Annotated in this window: 21 protein-coding genes; 13 read left to right on the top strand and 8 right to left on the bottom strand. The window is 71.6% G+C overall.

All coding sequences use genetic code 11. The features are described 5' to 3' along the window. The first annotated feature begins 526 nt into the window (after window positions 1-526). Window positions 527-1,783, top strand: a complete 1,257-nt coding sequence (locus tag ACFRMQ_RS21850) for an MFS transporter (RefSeq protein WP_380732198.1) — start codon at window positions 527-529, stop codon at window positions 1,781-1,783. A gap of 147 nt (window positions 1,784-1,930) precedes the next feature. Here ACFRMQ_RS21850 and ACFRMQ_RS21845 read toward each other — a convergent pair whose 3' ends face one another. The 3 genes from ACFRMQ_RS21845 to ACFRMQ_RS21835 form a co-directional block, all read right to left on the bottom strand. Continuing rightward, the gene (locus tag ACFRMQ_RS21845) at window positions 1,931-2,848 is read right to left on the bottom strand and encodes a transketolase family protein (protein WP_380732196.1); all 918 of its coding nucleotides are present in this window, start codon (window positions 2,846-2,848) and stop codon (window positions 1,931-1,933) included. Window positions 2,849-2,972: 124 nt separating this feature from the next. Then, window positions 2,973-3,644, bottom strand: a complete 672-nt coding sequence (locus ACFRMQ_RS21840) for a thiamine pyrophosphate-dependent enzyme (RefSeq protein WP_380732195.1) — start codon at window positions 3,642-3,644, stop codon at window positions 2,973-2,975. Between the two features lie 152 nt (window positions 3,645-3,796). Then, window positions 3,797-5,764, bottom strand: a complete 1,968-nt coding sequence (locus ACFRMQ_RS21835) for a M13 family metallopeptidase (RefSeq protein ID WP_380732194.1) — start codon at window positions 5,762-5,764, stop codon at window positions 3,797-3,799. A gap of 200 nt (window positions 5,765-5,964) precedes the next feature. Here ACFRMQ_RS21835 and ACFRMQ_RS21830 point away from each other — a divergent pair, with 200 nt between their 5' ends. After that, complete coding sequence (locus tag ACFRMQ_RS21830) at window positions 5,965-6,888, top strand: JmjC domain-containing protein (protein WP_380732193.1); 924 nt, start codon at window positions 5,965-5,967, stop codon at window positions 6,886-6,888. Window positions 6,889-6,952: 64 nt separating this feature from the next. Here ACFRMQ_RS21830 and ACFRMQ_RS21825 read toward each other — a convergent pair whose 3' ends face one another. From ACFRMQ_RS21825 to ACFRMQ_RS21815, 3 genes are all read right to left on the bottom strand, one after another. Continuing rightward, window positions 6,953-7,783, bottom strand: coding sequence for a TIGR03621 family F420-dependent LLM class oxidoreductase (locus tag ACFRMQ_RS21825; protein ID WP_380732192.1), 831 nt, complete (start codon window positions 7,781-7,783; stop codon window positions 6,953-6,955). A 249-nt stretch (window positions 7,784-8,032) separates the two neighbouring features. Further along, on the bottom strand, window positions 8,033-8,773 hold the full coding sequence (locus ACFRMQ_RS21820; protein ID WP_380732199.1) for a hypothetical protein: 741 nt from the start codon (window positions 8,771-8,773) through the stop codon (window positions 8,033-8,035). A gap of 204 nt (window positions 8,774-8,977) precedes the next feature. After that, the gene (locus tag ACFRMQ_RS21815; RefSeq protein WP_380732191.1) at window positions 8,978-9,280 is read right to left on the bottom strand and encodes an SDR family oxidoreductase; all 303 of its coding nucleotides are present in this window, start codon (window positions 9,278-9,280) and stop codon (window positions 8,978-8,980) included. A 9-nt stretch (window positions 9,281-9,289) separates the two neighbouring features. Here ACFRMQ_RS21815 and ACFRMQ_RS21810 point away from each other — a divergent pair, with 9 nt between their 5' ends. The 4 genes from ACFRMQ_RS21810 to ACFRMQ_RS21795 all read left to right on the top strand — a co-directional run bounded on the left by ACFRMQ_RS21810 (window position 9,290) and on the right by ACFRMQ_RS21795 (window position 12,008). Next, the gene (locus ACFRMQ_RS21810) at window positions 9,290-9,607 is read left to right on the top strand and encodes a hypothetical protein (RefSeq protein WP_380732190.1); all 318 of its coding nucleotides are present in this window, start codon (window positions 9,290-9,292) and stop codon (window positions 9,605-9,607) included. Between the two features lie 341 nt (window positions 9,608-9,948). Beyond that, the gene (locus tag ACFRMQ_RS21805) at window positions 9,949-10,383 is read left to right on the top strand and encodes a VOC family protein (RefSeq protein ID WP_380732189.1); all 435 of its coding nucleotides are present in this window, start codon (window positions 9,949-9,951) and stop codon (window positions 10,381-10,383) included. 44 nt (window positions 10,384-10,427) lie between these two features. Then, on the top strand, window positions 10,428-11,024 hold the full coding sequence (locus ACFRMQ_RS21800; protein ID WP_380732188.1) for a GNAT family N-acetyltransferase: 597 nt from the start codon (window positions 10,428-10,430) through the stop codon (window positions 11,022-11,024). Between the two features lie 291 nt (window positions 11,025-11,315). Continuing rightward, on the top strand, window positions 11,316-12,008 hold the full coding sequence (locus ACFRMQ_RS21795; RefSeq protein WP_380732187.1) for an aspartate/glutamate racemase family protein: 693 nt from the start codon (window positions 11,316-11,318) through the stop codon (window positions 12,006-12,008). 67 nt (window positions 12,009-12,075) lie between these two features. Here ACFRMQ_RS21795 and ACFRMQ_RS21790 read toward each other — a convergent pair whose 3' ends face one another. Next, window positions 12,076-13,521, bottom strand: a complete 1,446-nt coding sequence (locus tag ACFRMQ_RS21790; protein WP_380732186.1) for an ATP-binding protein — start codon at window positions 13,519-13,521, stop codon at window positions 12,076-12,078. 319 nt (window positions 13,522-13,840) lie between these two features. Here ACFRMQ_RS21790 and ACFRMQ_RS21785 point away from each other — a divergent pair, with 319 nt between their 5' ends. The 6 genes from ACFRMQ_RS21785 (at window position 13,841) to ACFRMQ_RS21760 (ending at window position 17,146) form a co-directional block, all read left to right on the top strand. Next, window positions 13,841-14,734 carry a Scr1 family TA system antitoxin-like transcriptional regulator gene (locus ACFRMQ_RS21785; RefSeq protein WP_380732185.1) on the top strand — a complete coding sequence of 298 codons (894 nt, stop codon included), beginning with the start codon at window positions 13,841-13,843 and terminating at the stop codon, window positions 14,732-14,734. A 34-nt stretch (window positions 14,735-14,768) separates the two neighbouring features. Continuing rightward, on the top strand, window positions 14,769-15,005 hold the full coding sequence (locus ACFRMQ_RS21780; RefSeq protein ID WP_380732183.1) for a DUF397 domain-containing protein: 237 nt from the start codon (window positions 14,769-14,771) through the stop codon (window positions 15,003-15,005). 3 nt (window positions 15,006-15,008) lie between these two features. Continuing rightward, window positions 15,009-15,416: a hypothetical protein gene (locus ACFRMQ_RS21775; RefSeq protein WP_380732181.1), complete on the top strand. Its 408-nt coding sequence runs from the start codon at window positions 15,009-15,011 to the stop codon at window positions 15,414-15,416. Next, window positions 15,359-15,634 (top strand): DUF397 domain-containing protein, encoded by a 276-nt coding sequence (locus ACFRMQ_RS21770; protein ID WP_380732180.1) that lies wholly within the window; start codon window positions 15,359-15,361, stop codon window positions 15,632-15,634. The genes ACFRMQ_RS21775 and ACFRMQ_RS21770 overlap by 58 nt, the downstream gene beginning before the upstream one ends. Before the next feature lie 232 nt (window positions 15,635-15,866). Beyond that, window positions 15,867-16,595, top strand: a complete 729-nt coding sequence (locus ACFRMQ_RS21765) for a GNAT family N-acetyltransferase (RefSeq protein ID WP_380732179.1) — start codon at window positions 15,867-15,869, stop codon at window positions 16,593-16,595. A gap of 74 nt (window positions 16,596-16,669) precedes the next feature. Then, window positions 16,670-17,146: a GNAT family N-acetyltransferase gene (locus ACFRMQ_RS21760; protein WP_380732178.1), complete on the top strand. Its 477-nt coding sequence runs from the start codon at window positions 16,670-16,672 to the stop codon at window positions 17,144-17,146. Here ACFRMQ_RS21760 and ACFRMQ_RS21755 read toward each other — a convergent pair. Beyond that, entirely contained in the window at window positions 17,127-18,122 is a 996-nt protein-coding gene (locus tag ACFRMQ_RS21755) for an SMP-30/gluconolactonase/LRE family protein (protein WP_380732177.1), read from the bottom strand. The genes ACFRMQ_RS21760 and ACFRMQ_RS21755 overlap by 20 nt on opposite strands. Window positions 18,123-18,229: 107 nt before the next feature. Here ACFRMQ_RS21755 and ACFRMQ_RS21750 point away from each other — a divergent pair. Beyond that, on the top strand, window positions 18,230-18,604 hold a 375-nt coding region (locus ACFRMQ_RS21750; protein ID WP_380732176.1), incomplete at its 3' end, for an Lrp/AsnC family transcriptional regulator.

Genomic DNA, 18,604 nt, shown 5'->3' with positions numbered 1-18,604 from the left:
CGTCGTGGACGTGCTCGGCTGTCAGGCGAAGTCGATGTTCCCGATGAGCATCGGAGCGTCGCCGTCGAACTCGTCGAGCTCGTCGATCGCCGCAGCGCGCAGCTCTTCCTCGGTGGGCGTGATCAGGGTGTCGATGCTCACAATGATCTCCTCGTCTCGTCGGAGTGATCGATTGCCCGCCTTCGCAAGCAAATTGACGGGCAGTCATCAAAAACCTAAGGCCGATCCCCGTCGACGGTCAACCCTGCGTCCCGGTGGCTTGATCCGGTCTCCCGGGTCGTGCGGCGTCACGTCCCAGGAGACTCCCCGGGCCGCCTCGGACGTGACGCCTGGTGGTGCGGAAACCGTCGGGAGCCCGCGGCACATGCTCTACGCTCGGGGCGCGAAAGGGCCTCGACGGTCTGTCGGGCGGTTTCTCCGCGCGCCCGCCGCACCCGCCGCACCCGCCGCACCCGCTGTACCCGCCATTCCCGCCGCACCCGCCGAACCCGCACGACGGCTCGATCCGTGGGGAGACCTGCCTGTCATGACCACCTCGTCCAAGCCTCCCGCGACGGCCGCCGCGCCGGCCCGATCGCTGCTGCGCTCCCACCGGGGCTTCCGGCTGCTGCTCACCGGCGACACCGTGAGCCAGTTCGGCAGCCAGGTCACCGTGCTGGCGATCCCGCTGGTGGCCCTGAGCACCTTTCACGCCTCGGCCTTCCAGATGGGCCTGCTCACGGCGGCCTCCACGGTCCCGGTCGCCGTGGCCGGCCTGCCGGCCGGGGCGTGGGTGGACCGGATGCGGCGCCGGCCGATACTCGTCGCGGCCGACCTGCTGCGGTTCGCCCTGCTGGCCTCGATACCGCTGGCCCACGCGCTCGGCGTCCTCACGCTGGCCCAGCTGTACGCGGTGGCGGTGCTGGCCGGCACGGCCACGGTGTTCTTCGACGTCGCCCACCTGTCCTACCTGCCGTTCCTGGTCGGACGCGACCGGCTGACGGAGGGCAACGCGGTCCTGCAGACGGCCAACCGGGGCGCCGAGTTCAGCGGCCCGGCGGTCTGCGGCTGGCTGGTCCAGGCGGCCGGACCGGTCGGTGCCCTCCTGGTGGACGCGGTCAGCTTCCTCGTCTCCGCCGCCTCCATCGGTGCGATCCGGCGTTCCGAGCCGCAGCCGGAGACGACGGCGCACGGTTCGCTGCGCCGGCAGATCGCCGTGGGACTGCGCTACGTCCTGAGCCACCCGATGCTGCGCATGCTCGTCTCCAGCGGCGTGCTGCTGTGCCTGGCGACCACCGCGCTGCTGGCCGTCCAGCCGATCCTGCTCGTCCGGGACCTGGGGATGAGTCCGGGGCTCTACGGCCTGTTGCTGGTCGGGGACGGCATCGGCGGATTCCTGGGCAGCATGGCCGCGCGGCCGGTGATCCGCAGGCTCGGGACCGCCCGCACCATCTGGGTGCCGAGCGTGGCCATCGTGCCGTTCGTCCTGCTGCTGCCCTTCACCGGCCACGGCTGGCTCATCCTGCTCTTCCCGGTGGGCTCGTTCGTCTTCGCCGTCGGCATCTCCCTGCGCAACGTCGCCCAGCTGAGCTACCGCCAAGGCGTCTGCCCGCCCGAGCTGCTCGGCCGGATGAACGCCTCGATGCGCGTGCTGACCTGGGGCGCCATGCCGCTGGGCGGCCTGCTCGGCGGCGCGCTCGCCCAGTGGGCCGGCACCCGTGCCGCCCTGTGGGCGGTCTTCGCCCTGATCGTCCTGTCCCTGCTGCCGGTGCTCACCCCCGCGCTGCGCAACGCCCAGGACTGACCGGGACCGACCGGAACTGGCCGGAACTGGCCGGTACCGACCGGGACGATCGAGGGGCGGAGCGCCCCTGCTCGGGGCCGCGGCGGGTGCCCGGCCCCGAGCCTCCGGGTCCCGCCGGGCCCGTGACAAGCCCCCGGAAGCGGGGAGCTACTTCTCGCCGAGGAACCCGATGACGGCCCGGCGCAGTCCGGCGCCGTCCAGACCGTGGGCGATGGCGTGCTGGCGGGGCGAGCCGTAGTTGCGCAACTCGTCACGGCCGACGCCCAGTCCGAGCACCCGGTGGGACCGGTCGCCCAGCGCGTGCGCGACCTCCGGGAGCGAGGTGCCGGCCAGGTACGGTTCGACCAGGACGACGGCCGGCTCCCGCTGCTCCGTGACGGCCGCCCGCAGCGCGACGGCGTCGAAGGGCCGGACGGTGGGGGCGTACAGCACGGTGACGTCCAGTCCCTCGGTCGCGGCCAGCACCGCGTCGGCCAGCGGGCCGACCGCGACGACGACGGCCCTCGTGCCGTGCCGCAACGCGCGGAAGCCGCGGTGCAGGCGACCGTCGACGATGCCGTGGGCGTGCGCGTTGGACTGGTTCGACAGCCGCAGGTAGACCAGCCCGTCGCCGTCGGCGGCCTCCCGCAGCTGCGCCTCGGCCTCGTCGGCGTGGCCGGGGACGTCGATCGTCCAGTCGGGCAGCGTCGACAGCAGCGCGACGTCACCGGGCGACTGGTGGGTGCGTCCGCCGTTCGCGATGTCGTAGGAGGCGCCGGCGCTGACCAGCACCGCCCCGACCCCCTGGTGGTTGAGGTCCAGCTTGATCTGCTCGAAGGGCCGCTCGACGAGGAACGGCGCGAAACTGTGCGCGATCGGCCGCATCCCGGCGAGCGCGAGGCCGCCGGCGGCGCTGATCAGGAGCTGTTCGCGGATGCCGAAGTTCAGCACCCGGTCCGGGTGGCGCTCGCGGGCGCCGTCGAAGAGGGCTGACGTGAGGTCGGCGGTCAGCACCGCCAACCGCTCGTGGGTGTCCAGCAGCCGCGTGGACACCTCGACGAAGCGCTCGCGCATGATTCCGGCCATGGGGGTCCTCCCTGGGTTCACGACGGGGTGGCCGACCGAGGTGGGGTCGGCGGGGCCGGGGCCGCCGGGGGCGGCTCCGCTCGGTTGGGCGACGGCGACGGCTGCGGCCCGCCGCGGCCGGCTGTCACCGCTGCCCGGTGTCGGCCACCACGAGCCGTGGCGCACCGGGGTGCGGGGTGCGGAAGGCGGCCTCCAGCGCGTCGTGGTCCCGGCCGTCCGCCCGCACCGCCGACCAGCCCTCGACCTCGAAGCGCTTCTCCATGCCGCCCGGCCAGCCGTGGCTCGCGGAGTGGTTGTCGACCACGACCACGTGCAGCCGCTCCAGGCCGACGCGGCCCGCGTAGGCGATCGCCTCGTGGTTGGAGCCCTCGTCCAGCTCGCCGTCGCCGACGAGGACCCACACGTCGGACGGGATGCCGCGGGCGCGCAGTCCCAGCGCCGTCCCCACGGCCAGCGGCAGCCCGTGTCCGAGCGAGCCGCTGGATATTTCGACGCCGGGCACGAGGGACCGGTCCGGGTGCATGCCGAGCGAGGAGCGGAAGGTGCCGAACCGGCGCAGCTCGGCGGGGTCGACGAAGCCCTTCGCGGCCAGCACCGCGTAGTAGGCCATGGGGCCGTGGCCCTTGGAGAGGAAGAACCGGTCGCGGTCCTCGGCCATCTCGGGGGTGACGCGCAGCACGCGGTCGTACAGGACCCACAGGACGTCGACGGTGGAGGTCGCCGCCTCCCGGTGCTTCTCGTCGCCCACCATGGTCGCCATCAGCTCGCGCAGGTCTTCGAAGGTTGCCGTGGTCATCGCAGCGGGGTCTCCAGACGTGTGTGGGGCGGGCGGGGAGGTGGCGTGCTCGGACGGTCGGGGACACCGGGGCGTCCCGGCGTCCCGCGTCCCGGTGTCGCGGCGGTTGGGCGGGCGTCGCGGCGGGCGGATCGCGGGGGCGGGTGCCCCGGCTACCAGATGCGCACCCGGTCGGCCGGGTCCCACCACATCCCGTCGCCCTCGCGGACGCCGAAGGCCTCGTGGAACTCCGCGAGGTTGCGCACGGCGGCGTTGCAGCGGAACTCGGCCGGGGAGTGCGGGTCGACCACCAGCCTGCGCCGGGCCTCGGTGTCACGGGTCTTGAACTGCCAGACGCGCGCCCAGCTGAGGAAGAACCGCTGGGCGCCGGTGAGGCCGTCGACGACCGGTGGCTCGGTGCCGTCGAGTGACCGGAGGTAGGCGCGGTAGGCCATGGTCAGGCCACCGATGTCGCCGATGTTCTCGCCGACCGTCAGCGCGCCGTTGACGTGTTGCCCGGGCGCCTGCTCCGGCTCCAGCGCGTCGAACTGTGCGATCAGCGCGGCGGTCCGCTCGTCGAAGGCGGCGCGGTCGGCCTCGGTCCACCACTCCCGGAGGGCGCCGGTGCCGTCGTACTTCGAGCCCTGGTCGTCGAAGCCGTGGCCTATCTCGTGGCCGATGACGGCTCCGATGGCCCCGTAGTTCACCGCGGCGTCGGCCTCGGGGTCGAAGAACGGGGGCTGGAGGATCGCGGCCGGGAAGACGATCTGGTTCCTCCCGGCGCTGTAGTACGCGTTGACCGTCTGCGGGGTCATGAACCACTCGCCGCGGTCCACCGGGCCGCCGAGCCTGGTCAGTTCCCGGTCGAACTCGAAGGCCGCGGCGCGCTGCGCGTTGCCGACCGGGTCGTCGCGGCGCACCGTCAGGGCGCTGTAGTCACGCCAGTGGTCGGGGTATCCGATCATCGAGGTGAAGGCGTCCAGCTTCTCCAGGGCGCGGTCCCTGGTCTCCGGCCCCATCCAGGGCAGGGCCCCGATGTTGTGCCGGTGCGCGGCCACGAGGTTGCCGATGAGCCCGAGCACCAGCTCCCTGGAGCGCGGTGGGAAGTGCTCGGCGACGTAGCGGCGGCCCAGCGCGAATCCGAGTGCGGACTCGACCAGGTCCAACCCGCGCCGCCACCGCTCGCGCTGCTCGGGAACGCCGGTCAGGGCCGTCCCGTAGAAGGCGAAGTGCTCGTCGGCGAAGACGCTGCTCAGCAGCGGCGCGGTGGTGCGGACCAGCTGCCAGGACAGCCACGCCCGCCGGCACTCGACGGAGGTCCGCTCCCAGAGCGTGGCGAGTTCCTCGAGGAACTCCGGCTGCCGGACCACGACTTCGGCGAGCGCCGAAGCGGGCGCCCCGGTTCCTTCCCGCCAGGCCTCCCAGTCGAAGGCCGCGGCCAGGGCGTCCAGGCCGGACCGGTCGAGGAGGGTGTAGGAGCGCACCGCGTCGCGGGCGCTCACCCGGTCCCGGTGCGCCGAGGCGATCCGTGCCTCCAGCGCGACGATGTGTGCGGCGGCGCCGGCCGGATCGGTGGCACCGGTGAGCTTGAGCATCGTCTCGATGTGCGCGCGGTAGGCGGCGCGGACGGGGGCCGAGGACTCCTCCCGGTAGTACGACTCGTCCGGCAGCCCGAGCCCGGCCTGGTGGAGGTGGACGAGGCAGCGGTCGGGCCGGCGCGCGTCGGTGTCCACGTAGGCGGTGAAGAGGCCGGGCACCCCACGGCGCTGCAACTGCCCCAGGACACCGGTGAGAGCCGGGCCGGAGTCGGCGGCGGCGATCAGGTCGAGGCCCGGCCGCAGGGGTGCCGCGCCGAGTTCCTCGACCAGCCGTTCGTCGAGGAAGGCGGCGTACAGGTCGCCGATGCGCCGCTCGTCGCTGTCCTGCGGGGCGTTCCCGGCGGCGGCCCGCTCCACGGTCTCCCGCAGGCGCAGCTCGGCGGTGTCGCGCAGGTCGACGAGCGATCCGGCGACGGCACGGTCCTCGGGAATGACGGACTCGTCCAGCCAGCGGCCGTTGACGTGACGGAAGAGGTCGTCCTGAGGCCGCACCTCCGGACGTCCCCAGGAGAGGTCGACGTTCCTCGAAACCGCTTCGCCCATCACAGATCCTCCCGTGTCGTGGCAGCCCGTCAGACCGTATCCGGGCCGTGCGGCATCGGAACAGGTGGCGGGAGGGTGCGGCGGCGCCTCCCGCCGGGTCCGCGCATCGGTCCGGAACGGGGTGTGTCCCGGCGCCGCGCGGTCGCCTACGATGCCTGACGGATCGCGGGCCGGGTGGTGACGAACGGATGGGAGACGGTGTGAGGCTTCGTGAACTGGGCTTCCGTGTCGACGAGTTCTCCGACGGCTGGCCGGACCGTGCGATGACGGCGACGGCACACGAGGCGGTGCGCCAGGTGCTGTCCGCGCGGGACGTGGACGAACTCGTGGCCGATCGCGGCTTGCGGATGCCGGCGTTCCGGATGGCGCGGGACGGGAAACCGGTCAACCCCCGCCACTACACGCTGGAGTCCGGCTCCGGCACGGCCCCGGCCATCGGGCAGCTCGCCGACCCCGACGGGATCGCCCGGCAGCTGGGCCGGGGATCGACCCTGGTCCTCCAGGGCCTCCAGCGGTTCCACCCGCCGGCGGGCGCACTCGCCCGCTCGCTCGCGCGCGAGCTGGGCGCCCGGATCTTCGTCAACGCCTACCTGACGCCGGACTCCGCCCAGGGCTTCGCCGAACACACCGACCCCTACGGCGCGTTCCTCGTCCAGCTCACGGGCGCCAAGCGCTGGCAGGTGCGTCCCTCGGCAGCCGCCCCGCTGGAAGAGGTGGTCCTGCGGCCGCTGGACGTGCTGTGGCTGCCGGCGGGCTGGTTCCACGCGGGCGTCGCGCTGCCCGGCGGTCCCAGCGTCCATCTGACGCTGGCCGTCAACCCGCTTCCGCTCACCGATGTCGTCACCGCGATCACCGAGGACCTGATGCGGCAGGTGGACGGCGAGACGCTGCCCCCGCTGCCGACGGACGGCGCGCGGCAGGTGCTGGAACGCGAGGTCGAGCGGCTGGCCGCACGCCTGCGCACGGCCCTGGAGGGCGTCGACGCCGGGGAACTGGCCCGCGTGCTGCTCGCCCGCGGCGCCGAGGGCGCCGGAGCGCCGGCCGGCCGGGTCAGCGCGGCGCTCGGCCTGGTGCCGCCCGACGCGCCGTCGGACCTCGCGGCCGCCGGCGGCGACGGGGGGTAGTCGGACGGGCGCCGGGCCCGGCCCGCTTCGCCCCGTCCGCCCCGCCGGGCCCGCCCGGCCCAGGTCAGCCGAACAGCGCGATCACCTCGGCGAACGCGTCGAGCGCCGCCTCCTGCACGACGACGTAGTCGAAGCCGAACCGCTCCCGACGGGCGAGCAGTTGCTCGGCGATCTGTTCCGCGCTCCCGATCAGCACGGCGGGCAGCGCGCCGACCTGCTCCGGACTGAGCGTGCCGCGCAGGAAGCGGGAGTAGTCCTCCAGCGCGGCCCGGCGGTCACCGGTCACCTGGGTGCGCAGGACGATGATGTTCCGGCGCACCGCCTCCCGGCCCGCCGCGCGCAGTTCCGCCTCGACCAGCGCCACCCGTTCGTCCATCTGATGATCCGTCAGATAACGCATGCCCCGGCCCCGCGGGTCGAACCCGGTGCCGGCGAAGGACACGATGTCGGCGTGCCGGGCGGCCAGCCGCAGCACCCGGTCGCCGTTGCCGCCGATCATCAGGGGCGGCCGGTCGGAACCGGCGACGCGGGTCACCTCCTCCAGGGTCGCGACGAGCCGGTCCACGCGCCTGCCCGACGCCTCGAACGGAATCCCCGCCTGGTCGAACTCGGGCTTCTTCCACCCCGCACCGAGCCCGACCTCCAGCCGTCCGCCGGTGAGCCGGGCGGCGGTGACGACGTCCCTGGCGAACAGGGCCGGGCTGTAGAACGAGGTGTTGCTCACGAACGTGCCGACCCGGACGCTGCTGGTCGCCTCGGCGGCCATGGCGCACGCCAGGAAGGGCGAGGGCATGCCGATGTGGTCGGGCACGGTGATCACGTCGTAGCCGAGGTCCTCGGCGCGCCGGGACTTCTCCCTCCAGGAGGCCCGGTCTTCGAGCTTCGTCAGATTCACGCCGAACCGTAAGTTCATCGCCCGGATCCCGTCCTCTTCCCGTCCTCGTCCCGTTCCTGAGCACCGGCGTGGGTCGCGGCGGAGGACGGAGGGGATCGCGCGGTCGGCTCCCCAAGGCCCCCAAGGATCGTCCCCCTGCCGGATCCTGGCCGTTCAGCCTAGACCACCGTTGATCGCGTGTCCTCCGGTTCTGAACGAACTCCTGCGCGGGGGTGGGGAGATGGGCGGCGGCCGGGCCGGGCCGACCGGCTACGGCCAGGGGTAGCCCAGCCGTTCGGGCTGGTAACCCCCGCAGAGCTCGGCGGTGGCCCGGGGATCGCCCGCGGTCAGCTGCGCCAGGAGGAGTTCGGCCTGCTCCGACGGGTCGTCCGCGGAGATCGGGAGGGGTATCAGGAACTGGGCGTGGGGCAGATACGTCCCCTCCCGGCCGGGGGGATGCATCAGCGTGATCTCGATCCGATCGGGTTGGTTTCGCCAGGTCCCGACGGCCTCCAACTCGCACTCCCACCTGGCGAGCCAGTCCCCGCGCTCCCTCAGCCCCGCTTCGAGCAGCGTCGCGACCACCGCCGCCGGCCACTCCCAGCCGCGGTCCTCCTCGGCCCGCAGGACCTCGGTGTCGTACTGGTCCGCGGCGAAGCGGAGCTCCGGCAGATCGAGGTTCGGATCGACCGCGTCGCGCCAGCCCGCCCAGACGACCTGGTCGCCGTCACGCCCGACCGTCACGTACAGGGCGCCGCAGCAGATCTCGGCGCCGCACCCGGAGAAGGCGAGCCGGACCTCGTGGGGGATCGCCGTGGCACGCAACGGGCCGCCCCGGGCCAACAGGTACCGGATGCTCGACGCCACGTACCGGATGTTCACGTCCTCGGACCTGGACGGTATGCCGGCCAGGAGGTCCCGGCCGTTGACGATCGGGCGGACCTCCAGGCCGGGCCCGTCGGGTGGGGGGCGGAGGATCTTCAGTTCGAGGACGTCCGGTTCCATTTCCATGGCCACCGGCCCATGATCGCGGAGCCGGTCGCGGCTGTCATGTGGATTTGTGCGGCCACCGCCCGGGGCGGCGCCCGGGGCCGTGCGAGGTCGTACGAGCGCGCGCACTGGGCCGTGTCATCGCGGGCCGGAGGGTGTCGGCCGACACCGGCCGACACCGGCTGATACCGCTTGAGGCTCTCCGAGGCGGCGACGCGCCTGCCGTCACGCCGTCTTGACCGCCCCGCCGTCGATGAGGTGGTCGGTCCCGGTGGTGCTCGCCGCGAGCGGCGAGGCGAGGTAGGCGATCAGGGCGGCGACCTCGGCCGGCTCCACCAGGCGTCCCGTGACCATGCCCACCGCCGAGGACAGTCCGGCCACCAGCTGCTCGCGGGTCAGCCCGAGCGAGGCGGCGAGTTTGGCGCCGTAGCCGTCGGGCGATTCCCACATGGCCGTGCGCACCGGCCCGGGTGACACCGTGTTGACGCGGACGCCCTGGGGGCCGAACTCCTCCGCGAGGGCCTCCACCGGGTCACCGTGGACGTGCTGCGGGTCAAGATCGGCTGGGGATTCGCCATGACCCGCGCGGCCGGTTCCGAGGACCCGGAGATCGCCCGGGTGCACGCCAATGCGGTGGACGAGTGCGACCGGCTCTTCCGCCGCCCCCGGGACACCGGACTGCTGCGGCCCGACGCCGACGTCGAGTGGGCGCGGCGCTGCTACTACGCGCTCATCCACGAGGTGGCCCAGGGCGGCACCGCCGACGCGGACGTCGACGCCCTGGCCACCCGGATCGTTGACACCCTGCTGCGCGGATTCGGGGGCGAGTCCGGGCGCGTGTCCGCCGGCCTCTGAGGTCCTCGACTCCTCAGGCAAGTCCCGACTTGCCTATCCGTCGGGCACCCCGCAGGCCCGCGCCCGGGGACATGGCTCCGGCGGCCGGATCGATCGCGGGAAAGCCGCGCCCGCCCACGGAGAGTCCGACGACGCGGCACGCCAGGGGGTCCACCCGGAGCCGTGCTCCGCCGTGGCCTTGATGCCGTGGATGACGCCGAGCACGGCGCCGCCGGCGAATCCCGCGGCCCGGATGCCGACCGCGGTGGCCCGCTGCGTTACCGGGAGTTGACCGCGGGGCCGCCCGGCCCGAGGCGGAATATGCGCGTGCGGCGCGGTGACCCCGTCCCTATGATGGCCCGATGTCGATCAAGCAGGTCCAAGTCACCTTCGACTGCGCGGAACCGCAGCGCGTCGCCCGTTTCTGGTCCGAGGTGCTGGGATACACCGGTCCGCAGCTGCCGGAGGGGTACGCCACCTGGGAGGACTTCGACCGGGAACGGCCCGCCGACTACGAGAGTCCGGCATGGGCGGCCTGCGCCGACCCCGCCGGTGTGGGCCCGCGGCTGTACTTCCAGCGCGTCCCCGAAGGCAAGGCCGCCAAGAACCGGGTGCACCTCGACGTACGGGCCGGCACCGGCCTCGTCGGCGAGGAGCGGGTGGCCGTACTGGAGGCCGAGTGCGCGCGGCTGGTCGCGCTCGGCGGGGTGCGGCTGTACCTGCTGCGCGCCGACGGCGTCAACGAGTCGTGCCTGGGGATGCAGGACGTCGAGGGCAACGAGTTCTGCCTCGACTGACAGTGCCGGGCCGACGACCAGTTCCGGGGAGGAACACCCGATCCATGACCACGCTCCCGCTGCCCGTCAGCACCGAACGGCTCCTGCTGCGCCCGTTCACGCCGGACGACCTCGACGACCTGCACGCGTACCAGGGCCTCGACGAAGTCGCCCGCTACCTGTACCGGCCGCCGCTCACCCGTGACCAGTGTGCGCGGAGCCTGACCAGGCGCGCGGCCGGCACCGTGTGGGCCGAGGACGGCGACGACCTCTGCCTCGCCGTCTGCCCGGTCGGCGAGGCGAGGGGTGGCGAGGCGAGGGGCGCCGGGAAGGAGCAGGTCGTCGGCGAGGTCGTCCTGAAGCTTGCGAGCGCGCGGTCGCGCCAGGTCGAGATCGGCTGGATCTTCAACCCGGCCTACGCCGGCCGGGGTTACGCGACCGAGGCGGCGCGCGCGATCGCCGAGCTGGCCTTCGCCGAACTGGGCGCCCACCGGCTCTTCGCCCGCCTCGACGCGCTCAACACCGGATCGGCGCGGATCTGCGAGCGCCTCGGCATGCGCCGGGAGGCGCACCTCGTCGAGAACGACCTCGACGGCGAGCGCTGGGGCAGCGAGTACGTCTACGCGACGCTCGCCCGCGAGTGGAAGGCCGACCGGGCCTGACCGAACGGCCTGCTGTGCGGGGGTGTTTCGCACTACCCCCCCCGCGCGTCATGGTGAACGAACGGTGGCACCCGACCTCACCAGGCCGGGTGCCACCGTTGCGTCCGACTTCACCACGGCCGTGGTTGTCCGCGTGTGAGATCGCTTCGTCGAATCCGACGATGACGCGAAAGAAGCCGGTCGACACCAAAGTTGGCCCCCAAGCATCTCTTGGGGGCCGGGCAAGAAAGACGGGGCTACCGCCGGCTCCGGTCGCGAGGCACTCTGGAGCCTCGGAGATCAGGAGGAAACGTGCGGAGCATCGGGTTGATCGGCGGCATGAGCTGGGAGTCCTCGGCGGAGTACTACCGGCTGCTCAACGGCCTCACCCGTGAGCGGCTGGGCGGGCACCACTGCGCACCGAGCGTCATGGTCACCGTGGACTTCGCCGAGATCGAGGCGATGCAGCGGGCCGACGACTGGCGGGGTGCGGCCGAGAGACTCTCCGAGGCCGCGGTGAGCCTGGAGCGGGCCGGGGCGGACATGGTCGTGTTGTGTACCAACACGATGCACCGCGTGGCCGACGACATCGCCGCCGCCATCCGGATCCCGTTCGTGGACATCATGGACGCGACGGCGAAGCGGATCCGCGCGGCCGGCATGCGCACCGTCGGCCTGCTGGGCACGCGGTTCACGATGGAGGGCGAGTTCTACCGGGCCCGGATGGCGGAATTCGGGATCGAAGTCCTCGTCCCGCACACGCCCGACCGTGCCCTCGTCCACGACGTCATCTACGACGAACTGACCCGGGGACGGATCCAGGACTCCTCGCGGCAGGAGTTCAAGCGGGTCGTCGAGGCCCTCGCCGAACGGGGAGCCGAGGGCGTGATCCTCGGGTGCACCGAGATCCCGCTGCTGATCGGCCCGGCCGACACCCGGGTGCCGCTCTTCGACACCACCCGCCTGCACGTCGAACATGCCGTCGAACTGGCGCTGGCCCCGTAGGCCACGGAGCACGGCGACACCTTCCGCACCGGGGCGGCCTCGGGATCGGCGGCAGTGTGCGGAGGCGTCATCGCGGTCCCCAGTCCCACGGGGCCGGGTGGGCGCCGCGCAGGCAGGCGATCTGGTGGGCGGCCAGCCGGCGGGCGCGCTGGTCGAGGCGGGCGCGGCGGACCGTGTCCATCACCGTGGCGAGGACGACGAGGTCGCGTACGACCTGGTAGCCGGACCAAGCGCCGATGTAGGGGTGGCCGGGGGCCTGGTGCTCCCGCTCGTAGGAGAGGTAGGTGGCGGCGTAGGTCCGGTGGTCCTCGCGGGGGCCGGTGAGCATTTCGCCGCGCCAGCGGGCGGCGACCAGGTCCCACTCGAGGTGGCCGCGCTGCGGCGGGCGGCGCAGCAGGAGCCCGACGTGGAGGCCGTCATCGTGGACGGGGACCATGCCGAGGGCGCCGAGGACGACGGCGTCCGGCGTCGGCCAGTCGAGGTAGTCCCACTCCTCGCGCAGCTGCGCCGCGCGCTCGCGCAGGAAGCGGCGGGCGGGCTCGTCCAGCGGGGCGTGGTCCATGCCGTCGAGCAGACCTGCGAACGGGTCGTGCTCCTGGAGCCAGGGCGCCGTCGCCGGGTCGATGCGGTGGGTGAGGGCGGTCACCCACGCGGACAGGGACGTGTCGGTGGTCGGTGAGCCGCACTGGTGCCAGAAACTGACGGCCTGACCGTCGGCGGCTGCGCGGATGTCGGTGAAGTACGGGGCGGTGGCGGCAACTTGGTGCTCCCGCAGGAGCTGTGCGCCCTTGATCAGGGCCAAGGCCTCGTCCGCGTTCGGGTGGACGATGGCGAGTGCGCGCGGGCGTGAACGCAGGCTGAGCGACCACAGGTGGTTGGGGCTGTCGCTGACCAGCTGGGCTCGCCAGGTGCCGTTGCCGGTGGCCTCGCATGCCTGCGTCAGGGCGTCGAAGGAGGCTGCGATGTCCGGCCGGCGGGTCGCGGTGGTGGTTTTGAGCAGTGGTGTGGCGCGCGTTCCGGCGCTCATGGTGCGGTCCTCGGTGAGAGGTGGGCGGATGGAAAGAGGGAGGTCCTGGGACGGCTTGGCGTGAACCCGGGGCGGGCACGGCGGGTGTGTGCCCTGCCCGAGGTGCGACGACTCGATGGACGGGGTGGGCTCGAGGGCGCACTCGAACCACACGACCTTCGTCCGGCTCTCGTGGTCCACCTCCACTCCCCATGAGTCGGACAAAGCGTTGACCAGGACCATCCCCTGGCCGTTGGTCAGTTCCTCGCCGAACTGGTCACGGGTCACCGGCTCTTCGGTGCTGGAGTCGGTGACTTCCAAGCGGATCACGGTGCCGGTCCAGCTTGCGGTGACCTGCACCGGCTTCCCGGTGTGGATGACGGCGTTGTTGATGAGCTCGGCGGCCAGGAGCTCGATGTCGCCGATCCGCGGATCACTGAGCATGGGCAATCCCCAGCGTCGGATGCCGCCGAGGAGGCTGCGCCTTGTGTTGGCAGCGTCCTCCATGGTGGGGGCAGTGTGCAGGACCAGCCGGAGGGGCTGGCGTGCGGCTTGCAGAGCGTTTGGTCGGCCGGGACGCAGGGATTCAGGCATGGGTGGACCCCCAAAGCATGAAGACGATCACCAGGCGTGTTGGCATGGCAACCCTCGGTGAGTGCGCGACATACGTTCCCGCAGACTGTCCAGAAATGCAACTACGCCAGAATCGCGAATTCGCGGAAAATGGGAACTGGCGTTCCCATGGGGTGAGCAGCTAACTTGACTGACAGTCAGAAGCGCAGATAGGGGTGGCGTCATGGCACCAGCAAAAAGGTCACGCACCCGGGTGGCCGCACCAGTCGATGGCTCCGGCCCAACGTTCCTCGGCTCGCTTCTCGGTCAGATGTTCCGGCAGGTTCGGGAGCAGCACGACGCGAGCCGGGAGGATGTCGCGCAGATTCTGGATGTCTCCGTACACGCCGTCGCGCGGCTGGAGACTGCAGAGAACAAGGGCACTGTGCCGCAGGTTCACATGCTCTGCTCGCACTTCAAGGTTCCGGCGGAGACCGCCGGTCACATGGAGCGGCTGGCTCGGAAGGCGTTTCAGCGGGGTTGGTGGTCGGAGTACGATCAGCCGTTGGGTGGCGCGTACGCGAGCATTGTCGCAGTCGAGAACCTGATCGCGGTGTCAGGGGCCGGAGAGATGCGTATCTGGGAGCCAGAGATCTTCCCCGGCCTCTTCCAGGTGCCCGACTACATCCGAGCCTTGTTCCAGCAGCACGAGGACCTGGCGAAGAGCACTGGCGAACATCCTTGGCCGGCCAGCCTCTCCCTCGACGAGCAAGTTCAGAGCAGGCAGAAGCGGGCGCTGATCCTTGAGGACGACGAACCGCCTACGATCTGGGCGATCATCGGCGAGGGAGCCTTCCGCAAGAAGATCGGCGGAAGCGGCGTGATGCGCAAGCAGATCGAGCACCTGCACGCGCTCTCCCAGCGCCCCAACATCACGATCCAGGTGATGAAGGACGACGTCGGTTACCATCCCGGTGTCTCCGGGCCGTTCACGCACTACATCTTTTCCAAAGCCGCAGACCACTCGGTCGTCTACCACGAGGGCCCGAGCAGCTTCGGTGACAATCTCCCACTGATTGCCAAGCACGAAGCCGTCTTCCATCAGCTCCAGGCCAACGCCACGAGCCTGCATGACGCCCGGTCATACTTGCTGGACTCCATCTCGTAACAGGCGAGTTGGGTGTCCGTGAGGAAGGACGGCAATGCGCGATCGCACCACCAGTAACACTCCGGCCCAGGGAGCCGGCGGCTGGCACAAGTCCAGCTACAGCAACGCGCCGAACGACAACTGCGTCGAGCAGGGCCTCTCGGACGACAGCTCGACCGTCGCGATCCGGGACTCCAAGGAGAAGGGCCTCGGCGCTGTGCTCCGCGTCTCACCCGTGGCGTGGACGAGCTTCATCGCTGCCGTCAACGCCGGAGAGTTCCCGATCGCATAGCGGGTGATCACTGAGGAGGCGGGGGACCTTGGCGATGTCGACGCCAAGGTCCCCGCGCTTCCTGCATACCACCCGGCCGTGACAGCCGCGCAAACGTGGGCAAGGCGAATCCGTCAGTTCATCAGATTCGCGAACTCGCACCTGGTGGTCCAGGCGAGACCAACCCTCTCCCTGATTCGAGGGCTGACCGACGAGCCGGCGAAGGCCGATGCCGGCGGCACTTCCCGCCGATCGTGCTCGGCCTACCTACCGGAGTGCCGCACCAGCCTGATCATCGTCGGCCTGGCCCGCTGCGTCGCCATGATGATCATCTGGTACGACCTCGCCGTCGGCGACCGCGATGCCGCCAAGGCATGGCCGCTCGATCAGTCGCTCAAGTTCATCACTGCACAGAAAGGCAGGCCGAGGTGACATTCGTCCCCAACTCCACAGCCCTGACGGTCAGGTGGAGGAAGAGTCCTCACAGCGGCGGCAACGGCGATTGCGTCGAGCTTGCCGCAAGCGAAGACATTCGATACGTACGTGACTCGAAGGACCCTGTAGGTCCCGCGCTGGCCTTCAGCGTTGCGGCCCACAGTTCCTTCATTGCTGCCGCAGCAACGGGCGCGTTCGACTTCGATCTCATCTGACCCGCGCAGCACCACGGTCCGGCGAAGCGAAGGACGCCGGACCGTGGCGACCTTCACCGCGGCCTGGCCGGGCATGAGGCGGCCAGCTTCACCACGGGCCGCCCGCCGTGATCTCGCCGCGCACCGCGGGCGCGCACCCATCGTGGCCCCATGGAATGACCGGGCCGTGGACCTTATCGGGGAGCCACGAGACTCCTAGTCTGGCAGGACCGGCACACACCAGGAGAAGCGCATGCCCGCACACCTCAACGAACACGGCCGGCCCATCGGCCACCCCCTGCCCCACTGGACGGCGCGCCCCGCGCCCGCCCGGGTGACCCTGGAGGGCCGCCTCTGCCGGGTCGAGCCCCTGGACGCGGACCGCCACGCCGACGACCTGTACGCCGCCTACGCCCTCGCGGAGGACGGCGCGGACTGGACCTACCTGACGTCCGGCCCCTTCGACTCCCCGGCCGACTACCGCGCCTACGCGACGGAGGCCGTGCGGGCGGACGACCCGCTGCACTACGCCGTCGTGGACCTGAGCACCGGCAAGGCCGTGGGTACCCTCGCCCTGATGCGCCAGGACCCGGCCAACGGCGTCGTCGAGGTCGGCAGCGTGACCTTCTCGCCGCTGCTGAAGCGGACCCCGGTGTCCACCGAGGCCCAGTTCCTGTTGATGTCCTACGTCTTCGAGGAGCTCGGCTACCGCCGCTACGAGTGGAAGTGCGACAGCCTCAACGAGCCCTCGCGCGCGGCGGCCCTGCGGCTGGGTTTCACCTTCGAGGGGATCTTCCGCCAGGCGGTGGTCTACAAGGGCCGCAACCGTGACACCGCCTGGTACTCCGTCATCGACGCCGAGTGGCCGCGCGTCGGCAAGGCGCTGCGGGACTGGCTCTCGCCGGACAACTTCGACGGGGAGGGGCGGCAGAAGCGGTCCCTGTCCGCCATCCGCGCCTCCGCCGAGGAGCCGGGCCGCTGACGGACCGGCATCAACCGCCGGTAGCGTGCCCGCCCGCACATCCCGCCCGCGTACGAAGAAGGAAAGAACACCACATGACCTCGAACGCCCTGACCGTCCGCCCCCTCGCCGAGGCCGACGAAGCCCGCTGGCGCGTGCTGTTCCGCCAGTACCGCGAGTTCTACCGGCTGGAGGAGTCGGAGGAGGTGGTCTCCCGCGTCTGGGCCTGGCTGATGAATCCCGCGCACGAGTGCGACGCCCTCGTCGCGGAGGCCGACGGCGCCATCGTCGGGTTCGCCCACCACCGGCCCGTCCCCTCGCCGTACACCGGGACGACGGGCATCTTCCTCGACGACCTGTTCACCGATCCCGCGGCCCGCGGCCGGGGCGCCGGCCGGGCGCTCATCGAGCGGCTGCGGGCACTCGCCGCCGGTGAGGGACGGTCCTTCGTGCAGTGGGTCACCGCGGAGGACAACCGCCAGGCCCAGGCCCTGTACAACACCGTCGCCGAGCGCACGAGCTGGGTCACGTACGAGAGCGGCGTCCCCGACCTCACTGGTCAGCACATCTAGCCGACAGCCGTCCGGCCGGCCGGGGCGCCGGCCACCGCCAGGGCCGGTGCCCCGGCCCCGTCGGGTGGGTGCCGGTGACACCCATGACCACCGAGTACAGGCTGGTCTCCGCGGTGATGAAGAGGCGGTTGCGCTTGGCGCCGCCCCAGGAGATGTTGGAGACCGTCTCGGGGACGTCGAGGCGGCCGATCAGGGTGCCGTCGGGGTCGTAGCAGTGCACGCCGTCGGCCATCGCGGCGGCCCAGAGCCGGCCGTCGTCGTCGAAGCGGAGGTTGTCGAAGCGGGCCCTGTCGCGGGCCCCGGCCTCGGCGAAGACCCTGCCCTCGGACAGGGTGCCGTCGTCGCGCACGTCGAAGACCCGGATGAAGCCCGTTCGGGTGTCGGAGACGAACAGCTGCCGCTCGTCGGGGGAGAAGACCAGGCCGTTCGGCGCGCCGAAGCCGTCCGCGACCAGCCGCACCTCGCCCGTGGCCGGGTCGATCCGGTAGACGTTGCCGGCGCCGATCTCGCTGTCCGCGCGGTGGCCCTCGTAGTCGCTGGTGATGCCGAAGTCCGGGTCGGAGAACCAGACCGAGCCGTCGGACTTCACGGTCGCGTCGTTCGGGCTGTTGAGGCGCTTGCCCTGCCACCGGTCGGCCAGCACGGTGAGGGTGCCGTCGTGTTCGGTCCGGGTGACCCGGCGGTTCCCCTGTTCGCAGGTGACGAGCCGGCCCTCGCGGTCGAGGGTGTTGCCGTTGGTGTGCCCGGCGGAGCGGCGGAAGACGCCGACCGCGCCGGTCTCCTCGTCCCACCGCAGCATCCGGTCGTTGGGGATGTCGCTCCACACCAGCTGGCGCCAGGCGGGCACGTAGACCGGGCCCTCGGCCCAGCGGCAGCCGGTGAACAGGACCTCCAGCGCGCTGTCGCCGTTCATGCACCGTCCGGTGCGGAACCGGTCGTCGAACATCTCGTACAGCCCCGGGCGCCCGTCACTCATGGAGTCCACTCCTCACGAAGACCATCACCTGCCGAATTCTGTTCGGCCTGTGCAGCATGCTGCAAGATGACATACTGCCTTGGCCAGTCGATTTCGAACGGAGAGTTGTGGATCACACAGATCGCGCGCTGCTGGTACAGCTCCAGCAGGACGCCACCCAGCCCTACGCCGCGCTCGGCCAGGCCGTCGGCCTGTCCGCCGGCGCCGCCCACGAGCGCGTGCGCAAGCTGCGCGAGCGCGGTGTCATCCGGCGCACCTCCGTGGAGGTGGACCCGGCCGCCGTGGGCGGCGCCGTCCTGGCCTACGTGATGGTCGACTCGACGTCCTGGATGGGGGATTCGGCGCCGGACTTCGCGGCGATCCCCGAGATCCTGGAGGCGCACGTCATCGCGGGCAGCGCCTCCGTGCTGGTGAAGGTCAGGACCGCGACCACCGAGCAGTTGCAGGACGTGCTGCGCCGGATCTACGCCATCGAGGGGGTC

It is taken from the genome of Kitasatospora sp. NPDC056783 (genome assembly GCF_042789895.1).
Lineage (GTDB): Bacteria > Actinomycetota > Actinomycetes > Streptomycetales > Streptomycetaceae > Kitasatospora.
Note: the sequence above shows the minus strand (reverse complement) of the source record. Positions and strands in the feature narration are given on the sequence as shown.